Annotated in this window: 13 protein-coding genes; all 13 read right to left on the reverse strand. The window is 51.8% G+C overall.

Annotation, left to right across the window (positions count from 1 at the left end; all coding sequences use genetic code 11):
* Positions 1 to 216 precede the first annotated feature (216 nt).
* The 13 genes from DWY84_RS16270 to cobJ all read right to left on the reverse strand — a co-directional run bounded on the left by DWY84_RS16270 (position 217) and on the right by cobJ (position 17,608).
* Entirely contained in the window at positions 217 to 1,782 is a 1,566-nt protein-coding gene (locus DWY84_RS16270) for a nitrite/sulfite reductase (RefSeq protein ID WP_118534360.1), read from the reverse strand.
* A 400-nt stretch (positions 1,783 to 2,182) separates the two neighbouring features.
* Positions 2,183 to 3,886 carry a HAMP domain-containing sensor histidine kinase gene (locus DWY84_RS16275; RefSeq protein ID WP_118534361.1) on the reverse strand — a complete coding sequence of 568 codons (1,704 nt, stop codon included), beginning with the start codon at positions 3,884 to 3,886 and terminating at the stop codon, positions 2,183 to 2,185.
* Complete coding sequence (locus DWY84_RS16280; protein WP_118534362.1) at positions 3,886 to 4,560, reverse strand: response regulator transcription factor; 675 nt, start codon at positions 4,558 to 4,560, stop codon at positions 3,886 to 3,888. Before DWY84_RS16280 ends, DWY84_RS16275 begins: the two co-directional genes overlap by 1 nt.
* 158 nt (positions 4,561 to 4,718) lie before the next feature.
* On the reverse strand, positions 4,719 to 6,521 hold the full coding sequence (aspS, locus tag DWY84_RS16285; RefSeq protein ID WP_118534363.1) for an aspartate--tRNA ligase: 1,803 nt from the start codon (positions 6,519 to 6,521) through the stop codon (positions 4,719 to 4,721).
* A 40-nt stretch (positions 6,522 to 6,561) separates the two neighbouring features.
* On the reverse strand, positions 6,562 to 7,824 hold the full coding sequence (gene hisS, locus DWY84_RS16290) for a histidine--tRNA ligase (protein ID WP_118534364.1): 1,263 nt from the start codon (positions 7,822 to 7,824) through the stop codon (positions 6,562 to 6,564).
* 112 nt (positions 7,825 to 7,936) lie between these two features.
* Positions 7,937 to 9,448: a coproporphyrinogen dehydrogenase HemZ gene (gene hemZ / locus DWY84_RS16295; protein WP_118534365.1), complete on the reverse strand. Its 1,512-nt coding sequence runs from the start codon at positions 9,446 to 9,448 to the stop codon at positions 7,937 to 7,939.
* On the reverse strand, positions 9,445 to 10,107 hold the full coding sequence (locus tag DWY84_RS16300; protein ID WP_118534366.1) for an MBL fold metallo-hydrolase: 663 nt from the start codon (positions 10,105 to 10,107) through the stop codon (positions 9,445 to 9,447). Before DWY84_RS16300 ends, hemZ begins: the two co-directional genes overlap by 4 nt.
* 47 nt (positions 10,108 to 10,154) lie before the next feature.
* Positions 10,155 to 12,440: a bifunctional (p)ppGpp synthetase/guanosine-3',5'-bis(diphosphate) 3'-pyrophosphohydrolase gene (locus DWY84_RS16305; RefSeq protein WP_118534367.1), complete on the reverse strand. Its 2,286-nt coding sequence runs from the start codon at positions 12,438 to 12,440 to the stop codon at positions 10,155 to 10,157.
* 95 nt (positions 12,441 to 12,535) lie between these two features.
* Positions 12,536 to 13,192: a precorrin-8X methylmutase gene (locus DWY84_RS16310; RefSeq protein WP_118534372.1), complete on the reverse strand. Its 657-nt coding sequence runs from the start codon at positions 13,190 to 13,192 to the stop codon at positions 12,536 to 12,538.
* A gap of 103 nt (positions 13,193 to 13,295) precedes the next feature.
* Positions 13,296 to 14,879 (reverse strand): cobyric acid synthase, encoded by a 1,584-nt coding sequence (locus tag DWY84_RS16315; protein ID WP_118534368.1) that lies wholly within the window; start codon positions 14,877 to 14,879, stop codon positions 13,296 to 13,298.
* 2 nt (positions 14,880 to 14,881) lie between these two features.
* Entirely contained in the window at positions 14,882 to 15,634 is a 753-nt protein-coding gene (cobM, locus tag DWY84_RS16320) for a precorrin-4 C(11)-methyltransferase (RefSeq protein ID WP_118534369.1), read from the reverse strand.
* Entirely contained in the window at positions 15,631 to 16,779 is a 1,149-nt protein-coding gene (cobT, locus tag DWY84_RS16325) for a nicotinate-nucleotide--dimethylbenzimidazole phosphoribosyltransferase (protein ID WP_118534370.1), read from the reverse strand. Before cobT ends, cobM begins: the two co-directional genes overlap by 4 nt.
* A 64-nt stretch (positions 16,780 to 16,843) precedes the next feature.
* Entirely contained in the window at positions 16,844 to 17,608 is a 765-nt protein-coding gene (cobJ, locus tag DWY84_RS16330; protein ID WP_178716423.1) for a precorrin-3B C(17)-methyltransferase, read from the reverse strand.
* Positions 17,609 to 17,699 lie beyond the last annotated feature (91 nt).

Here is a 17,699-nt window from a genome sequence, read left to right on the forward strand (position 1 = left end):
TGTTGCTGTTCTCAGCGGCAACGTTCAATATCTTATCACATCGCTTTCGCTTTGTCAACAACTTTTTTGATTTCTTTTTGGAATTTTTTTTGATTTCCTGCCCCGTTCTCACGGGGCGAGGATTATAATATCAAATGTCACCGCAAAAGTCAACAGTATTTTTCAACTTTTTTCATTTTTTTATTTTTCACAGAAAACAGCTGCAATTCAACGAAACTATCGCGCCTGCTCTGCTGCAATAAATGGAGCCGCGATTTCTTTTACTCCCTGTGGATTTCTGGCATTCCACTCCGCAAAGCTTACACCTGCTGCAGCCACAGCTTTACCAAGAGAAAGCAGGAAGTCCGGAATCTGACTTTCCAGAATGGTTCCCAGTTCTTCCCCCATTTTTTCTTTTCCCTGTATGTCGCATCCATTTAAGAACAGAAGGAACGCAGACTCTTCCTTTCCATTTACTTTCTTGGCTGCTCCGCGAAATCCCATAACACCGGTCTGATGGGTACCACAGGAGGAAGGACATCCGGAAATATGGATTTTAGGCAGCGCATCAGCCGGAAGTCCAGCCTCCTGCACCGCCTCCACACAGGCCCGGAGGAGTGACTGGGAATCCCGCACGCCAACCTGACATACTGCTGCTCCAATGCAGCTGACTGATGCCTCAAATTCTGTTTTTGCCGTATTATGCTCCGTAATATCCAGAACACGCTCTGCCTCTGCTCCGGTCAGATTGATCACATACGCTGTTTCATCCGGTGCCAGGCGCAGTTCCACACCTTCCATGCTCTGAATCGCATCACTTAAAGCACACAGAACAGAAAGATCGGGCTGTCCGCCCACCGGATGCCAGGATACAGTATAAAGTCCCGGCTGCTTCTGTTCCAGAACACGCGGACCGGAAATATTCCTGCCATCCCCACGTTTTAAAACAGGCTGGGAAACCGGGCTGAGCTTCAAATCTTCGCCGGAAGCATATACCTCTTCCAGTTTCTCCAGAAATGCTTTCTTATAATTTTCAGCACCACCAAGACTTTCCTGCATGTAGCGGCTGCGAGCCTTGCCGCGGTTCTCATAGTTTCCATACGCACGGAAGGTCAGCCACATAGCCTTGATATAATAACAGATATCCTCCGGTTTTACCGCTTCCGCGATCAGAACACCAAAACGAGGATTGCTGCCCAGACCGCCTGCACTGTATACATCAAAGCAGCCATCCGGACGCGCCGCGAATCCGAGATCACGATAAGTGGCATGGGACAGGTTGCTCGGAGAGCTGGAAAATGCCACCTTTAGCTTACGCGGCATCTTCTCTGCACGGATAAACCCCATCAGATACTCACCTGCTGCCTTTGTCCATGGGAGCACGTTAAAGTATTCGTCCTTCTCCACGCCGGAAAGTGGGCTGCAGGTGACATTGCGCGGGAAATCTCCGCCTCCGCCCATAGTGATGATCCCCACATCCATAGCCTGCTCCATAATATCCGCCACAATGCTGCCGTCCAGATCATGAAGCTGGATTGTCTGGCAGGTGGTAAAATGAGCTTTTTTCAGATTATATGTTCGAATGGTATCTGCAATAAATTTCAGTTTTTCCTTTGTCACACAGCCGCCTGTCATGCGCAGACGCAGCATGCTTGCCTTTCCGCCCTTCTGCGCGTAGCTTCCGTACAGTCCGGAAAAGCCCTTGTAGGCATCTTTACTGAGTTCTCCTGCATAAAAGGCTGCCGTTTTTTCCCTGAAAGCAGGAATATCCTCTTTCCAGTTGTGGTCATTTCTGATTTTCATATATCTCCTCCTGATGTAAACAGCGCGTTTCTCTGGGGAGCATTTTTCGTTTCACAGGAGGTAATTTTCCTGAAAAACATAAAGACACCCAGCTGCGCCAGATGTCTCTTATTGTATCATAATTCTGTTTTCAATGGAACAAATGCATGGACATTTTCTATGATCTGCCGGATCTTAACCGGATTTTTCCAGCCATCCGTCTCTCTGTAAGTGCACGATTTGTTTTTATCTCCGCTTCAACGGTTTCAAGCAATGTTTTATTGAATTTTTTTATTTTACTTCCACATCGGGATATTGTCAATTATTTTTTTCGTTTAATTTTCTTTCGTTCTTCGCATCCGATTGCAAACTTCTGTATTCTGACAACGGTTGTTTTTTTTCGTCAGCTGTTCTCTTCCCGCTATTCTTCCTCTTCCGGTTTCTCCGGTGCCAGAGCCAGGGTAAACCAGAACTCCACGCCATCCTCGTGATTCGCCACGCCATACTGCTGGTGATGTGCTTCCATGATGGCTTTGACAATAGAAAGTCCGATGCCGCTGCCGCCGTAAGCACGGGTGCGGGCCTTGTCTACCTTGTAGAACTTCGTCCAAAGATTCGGCAGGTCTTCCTCCGGGATTGGAGTTCCGTTATTATATACATGAATCTTTGCCACCCCATCCAGTGTTTCACTCCAGATACGGATGTTATGATCGCCGCCAAGATGATTCATGGCGTTGGTCAGATAATTGGTCACAACTTCCTCGATCTTGAATTCATCCCCCATAACCACCAGGGTTTCCGGCATATCGACGCTCACCTTTGCCGCATTCTGCTGAATGAGGATGCCGGAGGAATTGATCAGGTCATGCACCAGCTCCGTGACATCAAAGGCTGCAATGCTCGGCGTGTCGTTTCCAAATTCCAGGGCCGTCAGGGTCAGAAGCTGGCGTACCATCTTGTTCATCTTGTTGGCCTCATCCATGATGACCTCACAGTAATAACTGCGGCTTTCTTCATCCTCGCACATGCCGTCGCATAACCCCTCCGCATAGCCCTGGATCAGGGCAATCGGAGTTTTCAGTTCATGGGAGACATTGGCAATGAACTCTTTTCGCATCTCATCGATCTGGATCTTCTCGTCAATGTCGTGCTGCAGCTGTTTGTTGGCATCCTGCAAGGCACCAATGGCATCCTTTAAGCTGTGGGAAAGAGAATTCATGCTCCGACCCAGAACACCCACCTCATCCTCCGCATCATCCTCGTAAGCGACATCAAAATTCAGTTTTGACATTTCTTCGGAAAGGGCCGACAGTTTCATGATCGGTTTGGTGATGCGGTTCGTGACAAAGCACATCATAATGCTTCCGAACACCAGCACGCTCAAGCCGACCCAGGTGGTAAACCGGTTGGAAAGCGCGACGCTCTCCCGAATGCTGGCAAGAGGCATGGACATGATGAACATGGTCCGGTTATCCGAAAAATACCCCCAGCTCTCCATATAGATGCTGCTGGAACGGAAGTCCCGGTTCTTCTCCACCACATAATTATCATGCTGCTTTAATATCTCCATGTGCTTGTGTCCCATGCCCAGCACATATCGCTGCAGCTTCTGAGTCAGAAAGTCGCTGTCACGGCCGGAGCTGACCAGCGCCTTTCCAGTGTCACTGTCAATGAGGGTAATCGCAATGTTGTTCTGCTCGCTGTAGGTGCGGATCGTTCCAAGCAGGGTTCCCTGCTCTTGCGGAATGTCTTCCGGAAGAGCTACCGGGATGTCCTCATCCGTCTGATCGGACGGTTCTGCCTCATCGGCCCCGGACGGTTCTTCCTCACTGTCAGAACCGGTATCTCCCTTTGCCGTCTGTTTCCAGATATCCCACTCCTGCTCCAGCTCCTCCCGCAGCACATCACCGATGTTCTCATTCTCGCCAACCTTTTCCTGGATGGCATTGTCAATATCCGTGTAGGCCTGCTCCATCACCTTCAGCTTCTGGTCCACATAGTAGCCCTCCAGCCACCAGGTATTCACACCCCAGATGGCCAGAAGCATGGCCGCCATAAGACCCACGAAGATCAGCATGATGCGATGACGGATAGAATGAAACCGAAAAATCTTTTTGTGCTTCATCAGTCTACCTCGAACTTATAGCCCATGCCCCAGATGGTCTTGATATAATTGCCCTTCTCGCCCATCTTGCTGCGCAGCTTTTTGACATGGGTATCAATGGTGCGGGCATCACCAAAGTAATCATAATTCCAGACATTGTTGAGGATCTTCTCTCTGGAAAGAGCGATGCCCTGGTTTTCTACAAAATAGGTCAGCAGTTCAAATTCCTTGTAGCTTAAATCAATTGGTTTTCCGTCAATCTCGACCTGGTGTGCTGCCTTGTCGATTCGGATACCGCCTACCTCCGTGGTCTCACTGACCGCTACGTTGGAACGGCGCAGAATGGCCTCGACCCGGGCCACCAGAATCTTCGGGCTAAAGGGCTTGGAAATGTATTCGTCCACACCAAGCTTAAAGCCCTGAAGCTCGTCCCGCTCCTCGCCGCGGGCTGTCAGCATGATGACCGGCACCTGGGAATACTGGCGCACGGTCTTTAAAACCTCCCAGCCATCCATTTTCGGCATCATTACATCGAGGATGATAAGGGAAATGTCTTTCTGCTTAAAGAAAATATCTACAGCCTGTTCGCCATCTTCCGCCTCGATCACGGTAAAGCCCTTGATGGTCAGGAAATCCTTCACCAGCTTGCGCATTCTGGCTTCATCATCCACTACTAATATCTTCAACGATTCCATATGTATCGTCTCCTCTCTGTTTTTGAGTTTCTTTCATCTTTTCCCCATTTTAGCAGAGTTTTTTTTGCTTTTCCACATTTTCACAGAGATTTCACACATACAGAAAACAGGGACAGAATCTCTGTTTTCGCAGATCTCTGTCCCTGACATATCATGACTTATTCTTCGGTTGTCTCAGTCTCTTCGCATACCTCAATGCCAAGCTCTTCTAACTGCTTCGGATCTACCGGGGTCGGTGCCTCGGTCATCAGGCAGGATGCGTCTTTTACCTTCGGGAATGCGATGACTTCACGGATGCTGTCGCAGCCGCCCATCAGCATTACCACACGGTCAAGGCCGTATGCCAGGCCAGCGTGCGGCGGAACTCCGTACTTGAATGCTTCAAGCAGGAAGCCAAACTGCTCCTGTGCCTTCTCCGGAGTGAAGCCCAGTACCTCGAACATCTTGGACTGGATGTCGCTCTGATGGATACGGACAGAACCACCACCGATCTCGGTACCGTTTAATACGATATCGTATGCCTTCGCGCGTACTGCGCCCGGATTGGAATCGATTAAATGCCAGTCTTCGTCCATCGGCATGGTGAATGGGTGATGCATGGCTACAAAGCGTCCCTGCTCCTCGGAGTACTCGAGTAACGGGAACTCGGTTACCCACAGGAACTTGTAATCATCCTTCTTTAAGAGGTCAAGCTGACGCGCGATCTCCAGACGCAGATTGCCAAGAACATCCCATACAACTTTGTTCTTATCCGCTGCAAATAACAGCAGATCTCCCGGCTTGCCATCCATAGCAGAGATCAGGGCTGCCATCTGCTCCTCGGTCATGAATTTCGCGAAGGAAGACTTGTAGCTGCCATCCTCCTGGATTGCAACGTAGGCAAGACCCTTTGCGCCGTAGCCCTTTGCAAACTCAACCAGCGCGTCGATCTTCTTACGCGGCATATGGCCCTGTCCCTCAGCGTTGATACCGCGAACGGTGCCGCCGTTTTCCAGAGCGCCCTTGAATACAACGAACTCACAGTCTTTGACAACATCAGATACATTCTTTAACTCCATGCCGAAACGAAGATCCGGCTTATCGGAACCAAAGCGGTCCATAGCCTCCTGCCAGGTCATGCGCGGGATCGGCTGCGGAATCTCTACGTTTAAGATTTCCTTGAACAGCTTGTGAAGCAGGCGCTCGTTGACATCGATGACATCATCCACGTCTACGAAGGACAGCTCCATATCGATCTGGGTGAACTCCGGCTGACGGTCTGCACGCAGATCCTCATCGCGGTAGCAGCGTGCCAGCTGGAAGTAACGGTCGTAACCGGAGCACATTAACAGCTGCTTAAAGAGCTGCGGAGACTGCGGAAGCGCGTAGAAGGAGCCCGGATGTACACGGCTCGGTACGAGGTAGTCTCTTGCGCCCTCCGGGGTGCTCTTGATGAGGGTCGGAGTCTCGATCTCCAGGAAGCCTTCCTCTGCCAGGAACTGTCTGGTGAGAATGGCAATCTTACTTCTTAACAGCAGGTTGCGCTGCATATCCGGTCTTCTTAAATCCAGGAAACGGTATTTTAAACGCAGCTCCTCTTTGGTCTTGGAGTTCTCCTCGATCGGGAATGGCGGAGTCTCGGACTCAGATAAGATGCGCAGGCTGTTGGCGCGCACCTCAATGGCACCGGTTGCCAGGTTCTCGTTGACTGCGCCGGAACGTGCCTCCACGCGGCCGGTTACAGCAATGACATACTCACTTCTTAACTTCTCTGCCTTTGCGAAGCTCTCTGCACCACAGTCGCTCTCCTCAAAGATGATCTGCAGGATACCGGAACGGTCACGTAAATCCACGAAAATGATTCCGCCCTTGTTTCTGCTCTTCTGCACCCAGCCCATAACGGTCACTTCCTGACCGATGTTTGCTGTGGTGACTTCTGTACACCGATGGGACCGCTTCAGTCCCAGCATTGATTCTGCCATGATTTATCTCCTTTGATTCAATGATCTTATTTCAAAGCTCTTATTTCAGGGCTTCTTTATAAAACTCTACAAATTCGTTATAGCCCTCTTTGTTTAACTGCTCCTTCTGGAACTTCTTATTCTTGTTCATCATGGAAACAAGCACCTGGACACCGGCTTTGCGCTCGCCCATAGCCTGCTTCATGATCTGTCCGTAGCGTGCCGGATCCATGCCCTTCTCGATAAGATAAGCCTTCTTCGGAGCCGCATTTTCGATTTCGCCGCCCTGCTCCATAAGGATGGTAACGATACGCTCAAAGCCGATAGAGAAGCCGCAGGCCGGAGTATCCTGACCGGTAAACTTGCCGATCATCTTGTCGTATCTTCCGCCGCCTGCAACGGAACCGCCAAAGCCTTCCATGGAAACCTCGAAGATGGTTCCGGTGTAGTAGGACATGCCGCGCACCAGAGTCGGGTCAAAGGCCAGCTTAAAGTCGGTCTCGGCTACCTCGGTTACGGTATCCATGATATTGGCCAGATTCTCTGCGGTCTTTGTATCCAGCACACCGGCTAAGGTCTCGCCAAGACCACGGACTGCTGCGGCGTCCTCGCCAAGGCCGGATAACAGTTCTGCATACTTTTCTACGCTTTCCGCTGCGTAACCAAGCTCCAGAAGCTCTGCCTTTACGCCATCCAGACCGATCTTGTCCATCTTATCCAGGGTAATGAATACCTGGTCCAGGCCATCCTCGGGGAAGCCGCAGTAAAGAGCCATGCCCTTTAAAATGCCGCGGTCATTGATGCGGACGGTAAACGCGTTCTTCGGGCAGATTCTGCCAAGGGCAGTGGTGGTAGCCAGGATCAGCTCAATCTCTGCCATGTTGGTTGCGTCACCCAGGATGTCGATGTCACACTGGGTGAACTGACGGAAACGGCCGCGCTGCGGACGGTCCGCACGCCACACGCTGCCCATCTGCAGAGCCTTGAACGGACTCGGGAGCTGTGCTCCGTTATTGGAATAATAACGGGACAGCGGCAGGGTCAGGTCATATCGAAGTCCGCTGTCGGTTAAATCGTTCTCGGTTTCAGCGGTCTCGAGGTTTAATTTTTCTCCGCGCTTTAAGATCTTGAAGATCAGCTTCTCGTTGTCTCCGCCCTGTTTGCTGGTCAGGTTTTCGATGTGCTCCACACACGGAGTCTCCACCTGGGTAAATCCGAAACTGCGGTAGGTTTCACGGATCTGGTTCATCACATATTCCCGCACCTGCATCTCTGCCGGCAGGATATCACGCATGCCGGTAACCGGCTTCTTTTTTAATGCCATATTTATTCTCCGTTTTCTATGTTTCTAAGTCTTCCTGAAAATCACATACTCGTTTACAAATTATACTATTCTAAGGAACAAATTGCAATCGTAAGCGTTCAACTTGTTACAGTTACTGCGCATCTGACAGCAATTTTTCTTTTCGCTCAATCATTTCCTCCACGCGGCTGATGTACTGCTCCACATCCTTCACATTTTCACAGCGCTCGATACGGTTCTCCTCGGCGAACAGACGCTTGGTGGTGGTTCCTGCTCCGCAGCCGATAATGGTCTGCTGTTCCTCCATGATGAGCACGTTATAGATGCAGGCCTTTCCAGGTGCCGCATAGCCCACGTTCTCAAAATTGCCTGCCATATTTTTCTGGCGGTACAGATAGTACGGCTCCAGGCCCATCTCACGGGCGTAGCGGGCAGTCAGATCGATCATCTCCTGCGTATTCTCGATCTTTAAATCCTTATAAACTTCCTTCATGGTGTTTAAGCGTGCTGCGCGCTTAATGGCCAGGGAATGCACAGTGACGCTGTCCGGTGCCAGGGCCTTCACTGCCTCCATGGTGGCCTGTACATCCTCCAGAGTTTCCTCCGGCAGTCCGATGATGAGATCCATATTGATGTTGTCAAAGCCAACCTCACGGGCAAGCTTGAAACGGTCCACCACATCCTCCACTGTGTGGCGGCGTCCGATGAGACGCAGAGTATCCTGCTTCATAGTCTGTGGGTTGATGGAAATACGGCCCACGCCATGTTTCTTAAGCACCTCCAGCTTCTCCCGGGTGATGCTGTCCGGACGTCCTGCTTCCACGGTAAACTCCTGAACGGCAGAGAAATCAAAGGTCCCCTTTAGTTTTGTGATCAGCCTGTCCAGATCTTCCGGAGAAAGAGAAGTCGGGGTTCCTCCGCCAAAATAAACGGTGTCCAGCGTGCAGCCCTTCTTCTTTTCTGCCACATAATCCAGTTCTTTGAACAGCGCATCCAGATACTCGTGAGTGCGGTCCTTCCACTTTCCGATCGGATAAGAGGTAAAGGAACAATACAGGCAGGTGGTCGGGCAGAACGGAATGCCCACATACAAGCTGTAGCCTTCCTTATAATCAATGGTCGAAAGCAGCTTGCGTTCTCTCTGGGCAATTTCGATGCTTAAGTGAATCTTCTCATCGCTGGTGAAATAGGTATCCTTCATGTGGCGGAAAATCTGCTCTTCCGTTTCGCCTTCCGCAAGCTTTGTCATGGCAATCTTGGTCGGACGAATGCCTGTTAAGGTTCCCCACGGGAGCTGCTTTCCCGTCTGCTGCATGAGAAGCACATAGAGTCTGCGTTTAATCTTATTCTTTGTCTCAAAGCGATTTTCGTAATTTACTTTCAGAACACTGTTCTCCGCCGCCGCCTGAAATTCGGCCCGGATCTCCGGCTCCAGTTTCTCCATGGACAGCAGATGGAAGCAGGAGCTTCCGAAATATCCCAGACATAACGTAAACTCCGTACGATCTTCATTTACCGTTCCTTCCACAAAAAAGTCCAGCTCCTCCTGCATTTCATGCGCAAAGGTCTGTCCCGGGTAAAATGCCATCAGAAGCTCCCGGATATCCTGCTCGTAAGCGCTGTCATTTAACAAAATTCCGATCATGCCTGCATGCCTCGCTTTCTCACATAAGCTGCCACCGGATTATACTGCTTCTCATAACCAATGGTAGTAGCATCACCATGTCCCGGATAGACCATGATATCATCCGGCAGCACCAGAAGCTTCTCTGCGATGGAATGAACAATGGCAGACATGCTTCCGGTCGGAAGATCCGTCCGTCCCAGAGACTCCGCAAACAGGGTATCTCCGCTGAACAGCACCTTCTCCTCCGGCAGGTAATAACAGACAGAACCTGCTGTATGGCCCGGTGTGGCCATAACCTTCCACTCCCTGTTTAAGAAATGGAGTACATCTCCATCCCGCAGCAGATGGTCTGCGCTGATACCGGTCTGCTCTGTTCCCATGGTTCCGGAAAGATTCAGAAACGGGTCATTCAGCATCCGCTCATCGTCCATATGGACATAAACCTTGCATCCGTAAGCTTTGCGAATATCATCCGCAGCCAGCATATGATCAAAATGCGCATGAGTAAGAAGGACTGCCTCAGGTTTCACGCCAAATTCCCGGCATTTGTTCTTTAAGTAATCCGCATTGTCTGCCGGATCGATGATCACGGCTGTTTTTTCGCCCTCACGGAACACGAGGTAACAGTTTGTGCTGACACCGCCCAGCACATAGGTTTTAATTCGAAAATCACTCATAATCTGCTCCTTTTCTATATCCGAAACACAGAAAAACTGCGGAACAACTATCCCGCAGTCCTTTCTATATCGATCACGCCATCGATCTGTCTTAACTTGTCCGTCAGCCGGTTCAGTTCTTCGATTCCGTGAATGTCAAACGTCATAATGATTGTGGCCTTGCCCTGCTTGCTGGTGCGCACATTCATCGAGGTGATATCGATCTGGCGCTCCGTAAACACCTTGGAAATATCGACAAACATGCCGATGCGGTTATTGGCGTAAATCTGGATCTCCGTAGTGTAGCGCTCCTTGGTGCTGCTGTCATCCTCCGGCTGCTGCCACTCGGCCTCAATGAGACGGGTGCGCTCCTCCGACGGAAGGTTGATAATATTCACACAGTCTGTCCGGTGAATGGATACGCCGCGGCCGCGGGTCACATAGCCCACGATCTCGTCGCCCGGCACCGGACTGCAGCAGCGTGAGAAACGGACTGCCACATCATGGATGCCCTTTACCATAATTCCGCCCTTGGTCTTCTTGCTGACCTCGGCTTTGTTTCCGGACATCTCGCTGAGACCATCCAGAATGTTGGTATCGGTAACCTCCTTGCGGGTCTTCTTCTCCCGTTCCTCGATCATCTTATTGATGACCTGGCCTTCTTTTAAGCCACCATGGCCAATGGAAGCCAGAACAGAATCCCAGTCACGGAAGGCATAACGCTGCATGACCTTCTCCTGAAACTCCGGCTTATTTAAATCGCCAAAATTGATGCCCTTGGTCTTACAGTAACGATCGATGAGATCCTTGCCGCGGACGATGTTATCTTCTTTTAATTCACTCTTAAACCACTGGTTGATCTTGTTCTTGGCCTGGGTACTCTTCACCAGAGCCAGCCAGTCACGGCTCGGGCCTTTGGAGTTCTGGGATGTGATGACCTCAATGCGGTCGCCATTCTGGATCACATACTCGATCGGCACCAGTTTGCCGTTCACCCTTGCTCCGACCATCTTGTTGCCCACCGCACTGTGGATGGAATACGCAAAATCAATGGTTGTAGAACCGCTCGGCAGTGTCTTGACATCTCCTGACGGAGTGAAGCAGTACACATTCTCGGAGAATAAATCCAGATCTCCCTTTACCATGCTCAGGAACTCTTTGGAGTCACTGGTGTCCTTCTGCCACTCCAGGATCTGGCGCAGCCAGGACAGCTTTGCCGCTTCATCGCCTGCAGCAACCTTGCCGCTTCCGCTCTCCTTATACTTCCAGTGCGCCGCAATACCGTATTCTGCGGTACGGTGCATCTCAAAGGTCCGGATCTGGATCTCAAACGGCTGGCCGTTGCTGCCGATCAGTGTGGTGTGCAAAGACTGGTACATATTCGGCTTCGGCATGGCAATATAGTCCTTGAACCGGCCCGGGATCGGCTTGTACAGCTCATGGATAACACCCAGGGCAGCGTAACAGTCCTTTACCGTATCTACAATGATGCGCACTGCAAACAGATCATAAATCTGATCCAGCGTCTTGTGCTGGTTGACCATCTTTCGGTAGATGCTGAAGAAATGCTTCACGCGTCCGTCAACCTTGGCCTCAATGCCGGCCTCCTTCATGTGGGTGGAAACCTCATCAACAATGCTCTTGACAAACTCCTCCCTGGCATCCTTACCAAGGGAAATCTTTTCCGCCAGATCATAGTAGACATCTGGCTGCAGATATTTTAATGAGAGATCATCCAGTTCCACCTTGATCTTGGAAATACCGAGACGATGGGCGATGGGCGCGTAGATTTCCATGGTCTCACGGGCTTTTTCCTTCTGCTTCTCCGGCTTCATGTACTGCAGCGTACGCATATTGTGCAGACGGTCGGCCAGCTTGATCAGGATGACACGGATATCTTTTGCCATGGCGAGGAACATCTTGCGCAGGTTCTCTGCCTGCATCTCCACCTTGTCCTTGGACCAGGACAGCTGGGTCAGTTTCGTGACGCCGTCTACCAGGAGCGCTACCTCCGGACCAAACTCCTTAGAAAGCTCATCCAGCGTCATGACGGTGTCTTCCACGACATCATGAAGAATGCCTGCCGCAATGGTCTCCTTATCCATCTCAAGGTCTGCCAGAATGATGGCAACACAAAGAGGGTGAATGATATAGGGTTCACCCGATTTTCGTTTCTGATCCTTGTGTGCCTCATGGGCAACCTTGTACGCTTTCTCGATCAGGGAGATATCATCTGAAGGATGATACTTCCGGATACTGCGGATCAGGTCCTTATACAATTCTTCCGGGCTGGTAAAATCTGCGGGATTCTCCAGCTCAATGTCCATTTTCTTCTCCGTCTGTTCATTCGCCATAGAAAAAGCCACCTTTTTGAAGATAATATATTAACACATTATAAAATTTTTTGTCGGAAAATGCAAGCATTACGTCCCGAAGGCTTAGTTTTAAGCTATTTGCCCGATTTCTGCGTCCTGGTGACCTGATACATCAGCGCATTGCACACAGCTGCCGCAATATTACTTCCGCCTTTTCTTCCGCGCGCCACGATGCATGGCACACTCGACTGATAGATGAGCTCCTTCGACTCTACTACATTTACAAAGCCCACCGGGGTTCCGATGATAAAATCCGGATGGATCTCCCCCTTCTGCATCATCTCATACAATCGAATAAGGGCCGTCGGCGCGTTGCCGATGGCAAAGATGACCGGTCCGGCAAGCGTTGCCGCGCGTTCCATACTGACGATAGCCCTTGTCACGCCCCGCTCCTTCGCCTCAGCCGCCACATCCGGATCTGCCATAAAGCAGCGGACCGTTCCGTTTAGCTGTTTGAGTGCCGCCTTGTTTACACCGGCCAGCGCCATGTTGGTATCCGTCACGATGGTAAAGCCCCTGCCGTTCTTCATCAGATTTACTGCCAGCTCCACCGCTCCATCAGAAAAATAGAGATTGCTGGCATAATCAAAATCCGCCGCGGTATGGATACAACGCTTCACCACGGCCAGCTCACCCGGTGTCCAGTTTCCTTCCGGCATCTCAGCTTCGATGATGGCCATACTGCGGGCCTCGATCTCCTCCGGGCGGACCCACTGCATTGTTTCTATCATAATGTTATCCTTTCCATTTTTTTCCTGTTCAAACCTGGATGTTCTTTCAACATGCAGATTGTCCACATGCATTCCCGGCTTCATACCAGGTTCCTGTCTGTCTTTAGGACTCGTACTCTTCCATAATCTTATAGACCGCCTCCATATCCAGCGACCGGCGCACCAGGTCTGCCAGCTTATCATACTGGCTTTCCTTATATTCTTCCATACTTTGTGCCTTTGCAGTCAGGCTGATGCCTTTCTTTTCTGCCAGCCGGGTCAGAATCGCTCCGGTAAACTCCAGATTATCAAACAGGCCGTGAAGATAACTTCCGAATACCAGGCCATCGGCCCGGACGAAACCATCCATGCGGCCGTCTGCAAGGCAGATTGCCGGGGTAACACTGTGATCTGCCCGGGAGGCATTTCCTGGCTGCTGTCCTGCACCCGCCTGCTGCGAGCCATTCAAGCCCGACCCTGCCTCAGCCGGAAACGTCTCTCCCATATGGATCTCATACCCCTTCACGCTCTGCCCGGTCACCTGGTCATAAACTCCAGCTGCTGCCATCACCGTTCCTTCTGTCCGGGTTCTGGTTTTCTCTGCCGCAAAGATGGTCTCTGCCGCCAGAAGTCCCATGCCCCGCATGGTGCTGCCCGGTTCCCCTTCCACACCATGCGGATCAGAAAGCTGTTCACCAAGCATCTGATAACCGCCGCAGATTCCGATCACCGGAACTTTCTGTTCCTCCACCAGCCGCCAGATCATGGCCTCCAGTCCGCTCTCCCGCAGCCATTTTAAGTCAGCCATGGTATTTTTCGTTCCCGGCAGGAGGATCAGATCCGGCCGTCCCAGATGTGCCGGCCGGTCCACATAGCGCAGAGAAACGCCATCATAATGTTCCAGCGCATTGAAGTCCGTAAAATTGGAGATATGCGGCAGATGGATCACCGCCACATCCAGGCCGTCCTGCGCCTTAGTCCGCACCAGACGGTCGGACAGGCTGTCCTCATCATCCAGATCGATCTGCTCCATGGGGATCACGCCCACCACCGGAATGTGAAGCCGCTCCTCGATCATGCGGAGTCCCGGCTCCAGAATCTTAACATCACCACGGAATTTATTGATGATGAGACCCTTGATGCGGGCCCGCTCCTCCGGCTCCAGCAGACTGACGGTTCCATATAATGATGCAAACACGCCGCCCCGGTCAATATCTCCCACCAGAAGCACCGGCGCATTCGCAATCTTTGCCATCCCCATATTCACGATATCATTGTCCCGCAGATTGATCTCTGCCGGACTTCCGGCACCCTCCAGGACAATGGCATCAAACTGGCTTTCCAGCCTCTCGAACGCCTCCCGGACTGCCGGAATAAATTCCGTTTTGCGGCGGTAATAATCCATGGCTCTTAAATTTCCGAACACCTCGCCGTTTACGATCACCTGGCTTCCCATCTGGCTGGTCGGCTTTAGCAGGATCGGGTTCATGTCCACGGTAGGCGCGATTCCAGCCGCCTCCGCCTGCATGGCCTGGGCCCGCCCGATTTCCAGTCCATCTTTGGTAATGTAAGAGTTCAGGGCCATATTCTGGGATTTAAACGGTGCAACGGAGTAACCATCCTGCTTGAAGATCCGGCACAGGGCCGCCGCCACAAAGCTCTTTCCGGAATTGGACATGGTCCCCTGGATCATGATTTTCTTTGCCATGCTTAGACCCCCTTGCGGAATTCCGTTGTAAAATGCGCGTCATACAGTTTGGAAAGCTCAAAGGTATCACCCAGAAACCGTCCTACCGTCACCAGGGCGGTCTTGCGGATGCCTGCCTCTTTTACCTTTTTCGCAATATCCGTCAGGGTTCCCTGAACGATTTTCTGGTCTTCCCAGGATGCCTTATATACCACTGCCGCCGGAGTATCTGCCGGATAACCACCTGCCTGCAGCCGTTTGCTCAATGTCTCAATCTCGCCCACACTAAGGAAAATGACCATGGTTGCCTGATGCGCCGCCAGTGCCTCGATCTGCTCCCGCTCCGGCACTGCAGTCCGGCCCTCCATACGGGTCAGGATCACGGTCTGGCTGACTCCCGGCAGCGTGTACTCCCGCTTTAAGCTGGCTGCTGCTGCCAGAAACGAACTGACCCCAGGCACGATCTCATACGGAATTCCCAGCTTGTCCAGCTCCACCATCTGCTCCCGGTGCGCACCGTAAATAGACGGATCTCCGGTATGGACGCGGACAACTTTTTTTCCTGCATCCACACCACACTTCATCACCTCCAGAACCTCCTCCAGGTTCATGGTAGCACTGTTGTAGATTTCTGCCTCCGGCTTTGCCCCGGAAAGCACCTGGGGATTTACCAGGGAACCGGCATAAATGATGATGTCTGCCTCATCGATCAGACGTTTTCCCTTCACCGTAATAAGCTCCGGATCTCCAGGTCCGGCTCCGATAAAATAAATCATGCCTGTTCCTCCTTCCCAAAACCGTCGATCTCTGTATGCGCTGTTTTCTGTCTTTCATCCAGTTCCTGTTCTTCAAAACTCTGGTAAGCACCCACATGGATATCCTCAAAGGTGCTGTTCTCCCGGTACACGGCCTCCGCCATATCAAGCAGCGGAAACAGCATCACGGCTCCGGTTCCCTCTCCCAGTGCCAGATTTCCGTAAATACTTGCCTCCAGCCCAAGCTTCTCCATGGCCATGCCACAGGCCGGTTCCTTTCCCATATGAGACGGAAGCAGAAAGTCCGCAACCAGCGGACAGAACTTTTGCGCCAAAAGCGCCGCCATCAGGGAAATCAGGCCATCCAGTACCACCGGAATCCGGTAAATGGCACCGCCCAGCATCAGCCCGCACATGCCCGCAATATCAAAACCGCCGACCGATTCCAGCACCGCCAGCGGATCCTCCGGATCCGGATGATGCAGTGCAATGGCCTCTTTGATCACCTCTATTTTCTTTTCCAGTCCCGCGTTGGAAAGCCCGGCTCCCCGCCCGGTCACAAGCTCCACCGGGGCCTGCAAAAGGACGCTGGCCACCGCGCTGCTGGTGGTGGTGTTGCCAATTCCCATCTCTCCGACTGCCAGCAGATCATATCCACTATCCTTTAATTCCGATGCAAGGCGGATTCCCGTATGAAGTGCCTCCAACGCCTGCTCCCGGCTCATGACCGGTTCTTTTCGCATGTTGTTGGTGCCGTTGGCAATGCGGCAGTTGCGGACGCCCGGCTCCTTAATCTCGCCCATCACGCCAATATCCACCGGAATCACATCTGCCCCGGCCACCGATGCCATGCAGTTTACGCTGGCAATACCCCGGGCAAAGTTTTCTGTCACCACGGCAGTCACGCTGCTGTCCGTCTGGGTCACACCCTCGGCCACCACACCGTTGTCCGCACAGAATACCACAACGGCCTTCCGATCCATTTTGATATTTTCCGTATTCTGAATGCCTGCCACTTTGGTCAGAAGATCCTCAAACCGGCCAAGTCCGTGCAGCGGTTTGGCGATCCCGTTCCAATGGCGTTTTGCCGCTTCCACCGCCCTCTCATCCGCGGCCCGCACGCTGCGGCAGAGGCAGTGAAGCTGCTCCTCCAGATATTGTTCCATGGTATGTCTCACTTTCTGTATCTATTTTCTCTAAATCTTCCTTTGCGTCCGTTCTGCACGCTCTTCAGATTCTATATCCCCGCGGTGTCACCATCCGCTCCCCGATCTTTTTTGTCTGGGAATTTCCGATAAACACCGTGGTAAACATATCCACCTGGGTATCACGAAGCTCACTGAGCATCAGAACCCTGGCACGCTGCCCCTCCCTGCCGATGTTGCTCACAATGCCGCAGACCCGTTCTTCTTTTGTCTGTCCCAGAATGATGTCGCAGGCCCGTTTTAAATAATCTGCCCGTTTTTTACTGGACGGATTGTAGATACAGATGGAAAAATCCGCCTCCGCCGCACAGCGAAGTCTTGTCTCGATCTTCTCCCAGGGCGTTAAGAGATCACTTAAACTGATGACTGCAAAATCATGCATCAGCGGAGCGCCAAGCACTGCGCCGCCGGCCAGGGCCGCCGTCACGCCGCTGACCACTTCCACCTCACACTCCAGATACTCCTGCTGTAATTCCAGGATCAGTCCGGACATACCATACACACCGGCATCGCCGCTGCAGACCATGGCCACGGTCTTCCCTTGACCCGCCTCCTCAAAAGCCATGCGACAGCGCTCCACCTCCTGGCGCATGGGTGTGGTCAGAAACTGCTTATCCGGGAAATGCTCCCGCAAAAGATCCACATACACGGTATAGCCAACGATCACATCACTCTGCTCCAGCGCCCTGCGCGCCTCAAATGTCATCTGTTCAAAATTTCCCGGTCCCATGCCGATCACATATACAAGCTTCCTCACCTGATTGCTCCTCGTCTTTCCTGCTGATTTCATGGGAGATATTATAGAGGATTTCCGGGGAAAAGTCCATATCCGCAAAATTTCAATTTAAGAATAGTCACAAAAGGTCCGAAGCAGGCCGGGG

Source organism: Clostridium sp. AF27-2AA, from assembly GCF_003478505.1.
In the GTDB taxonomy this organism is placed as follows: Bacteria; Bacillota; Clostridia; order Lachnospirales; family Lachnospiraceae; genus Brotaphodocola.

Bases quoted from the DNA above. Each gene is read 5' to 3' on its own strand.
- DWY84_RS16300 (WP_118534366.1), bottom strand. From the start codon at position 10,107: ATGAGTGATTTTCGAATTAAAACCTATGTGCTGGGCGGTGTCAGCACA.
- cobJ (WP_178716423.1), bottom strand. From the start codon at position 17,608: ATGAAATCAGCAGGAAAGACGAGGAGCAATCAGGTGAGGAAGCTTGTA.
- DWY84_RS16275 (WP_118534361.1), bottom strand. From the start codon at position 3,886: ATGAAGCACAAAAAGATTTTTCGGTTTCATTCTATCCGTCATCGCATC.
- DWY84_RS16315 (WP_118534368.1), bottom strand. From the start codon at position 14,879: ATGGCAAAGAAAATCATGATCCAGGGGACCATGTCCAATTCCGGAAAG.
- DWY84_RS16280 (WP_118534362.1), bottom strand. From the start codon at position 4,560: ATGGAATCGTTGAAGATATTAGTAGTGGATGATGAAGCCAGAATGCGC.
- hemZ (WP_118534365.1), bottom strand. From the start codon at position 9,448: ATGATCGGAATTTTGTTAAATGACAGCGCTTACGAGCAGGATATCCGG.
- aspS (WP_118534363.1), bottom strand. From the start codon at position 6,521: ATGGCAGAATCAATGCTGGGACTGAAGCGGTCCCATCGGTGTACAGAA.
- DWY84_RS16305 (WP_118534367.1), bottom strand. From the start codon at position 12,440: ATGGCGAATGAACAGACGGAGAAGAAAATGGACATTGAGCTGGAGAAT.
- DWY84_RS16270 (WP_118534360.1), bottom strand. From the start codon at position 1,782: ATGAAAATCAGAAATGACCACAACTGGAAAGAGGATATTCCTGCTTTC.
- hisS (WP_118534364.1), bottom strand. From the start codon at position 7,824: ATGGCATTAAAAAAGAAGCCGGTTACCGGCATGCGTGATATCCTGCCG.
- cobM (WP_118534369.1), bottom strand. From the start codon at position 15,634: ATGATTTATTTTATCGGAGCCGGACCTGGAGATCCGGAGCTTATTACG.
- cobT (WP_118534370.1), bottom strand. From the start codon at position 16,779: ATGGAACAATATCTGGAGGAGCAGCTTCACTGCCTCTGCCGCAGCGTG.
- DWY84_RS16310 (WP_118534372.1), bottom strand. From the start codon at position 13,192: ATGATAGAAACAATGCAGTGGGTCCGCCCGGAGGAGATCGAGGCCCGC.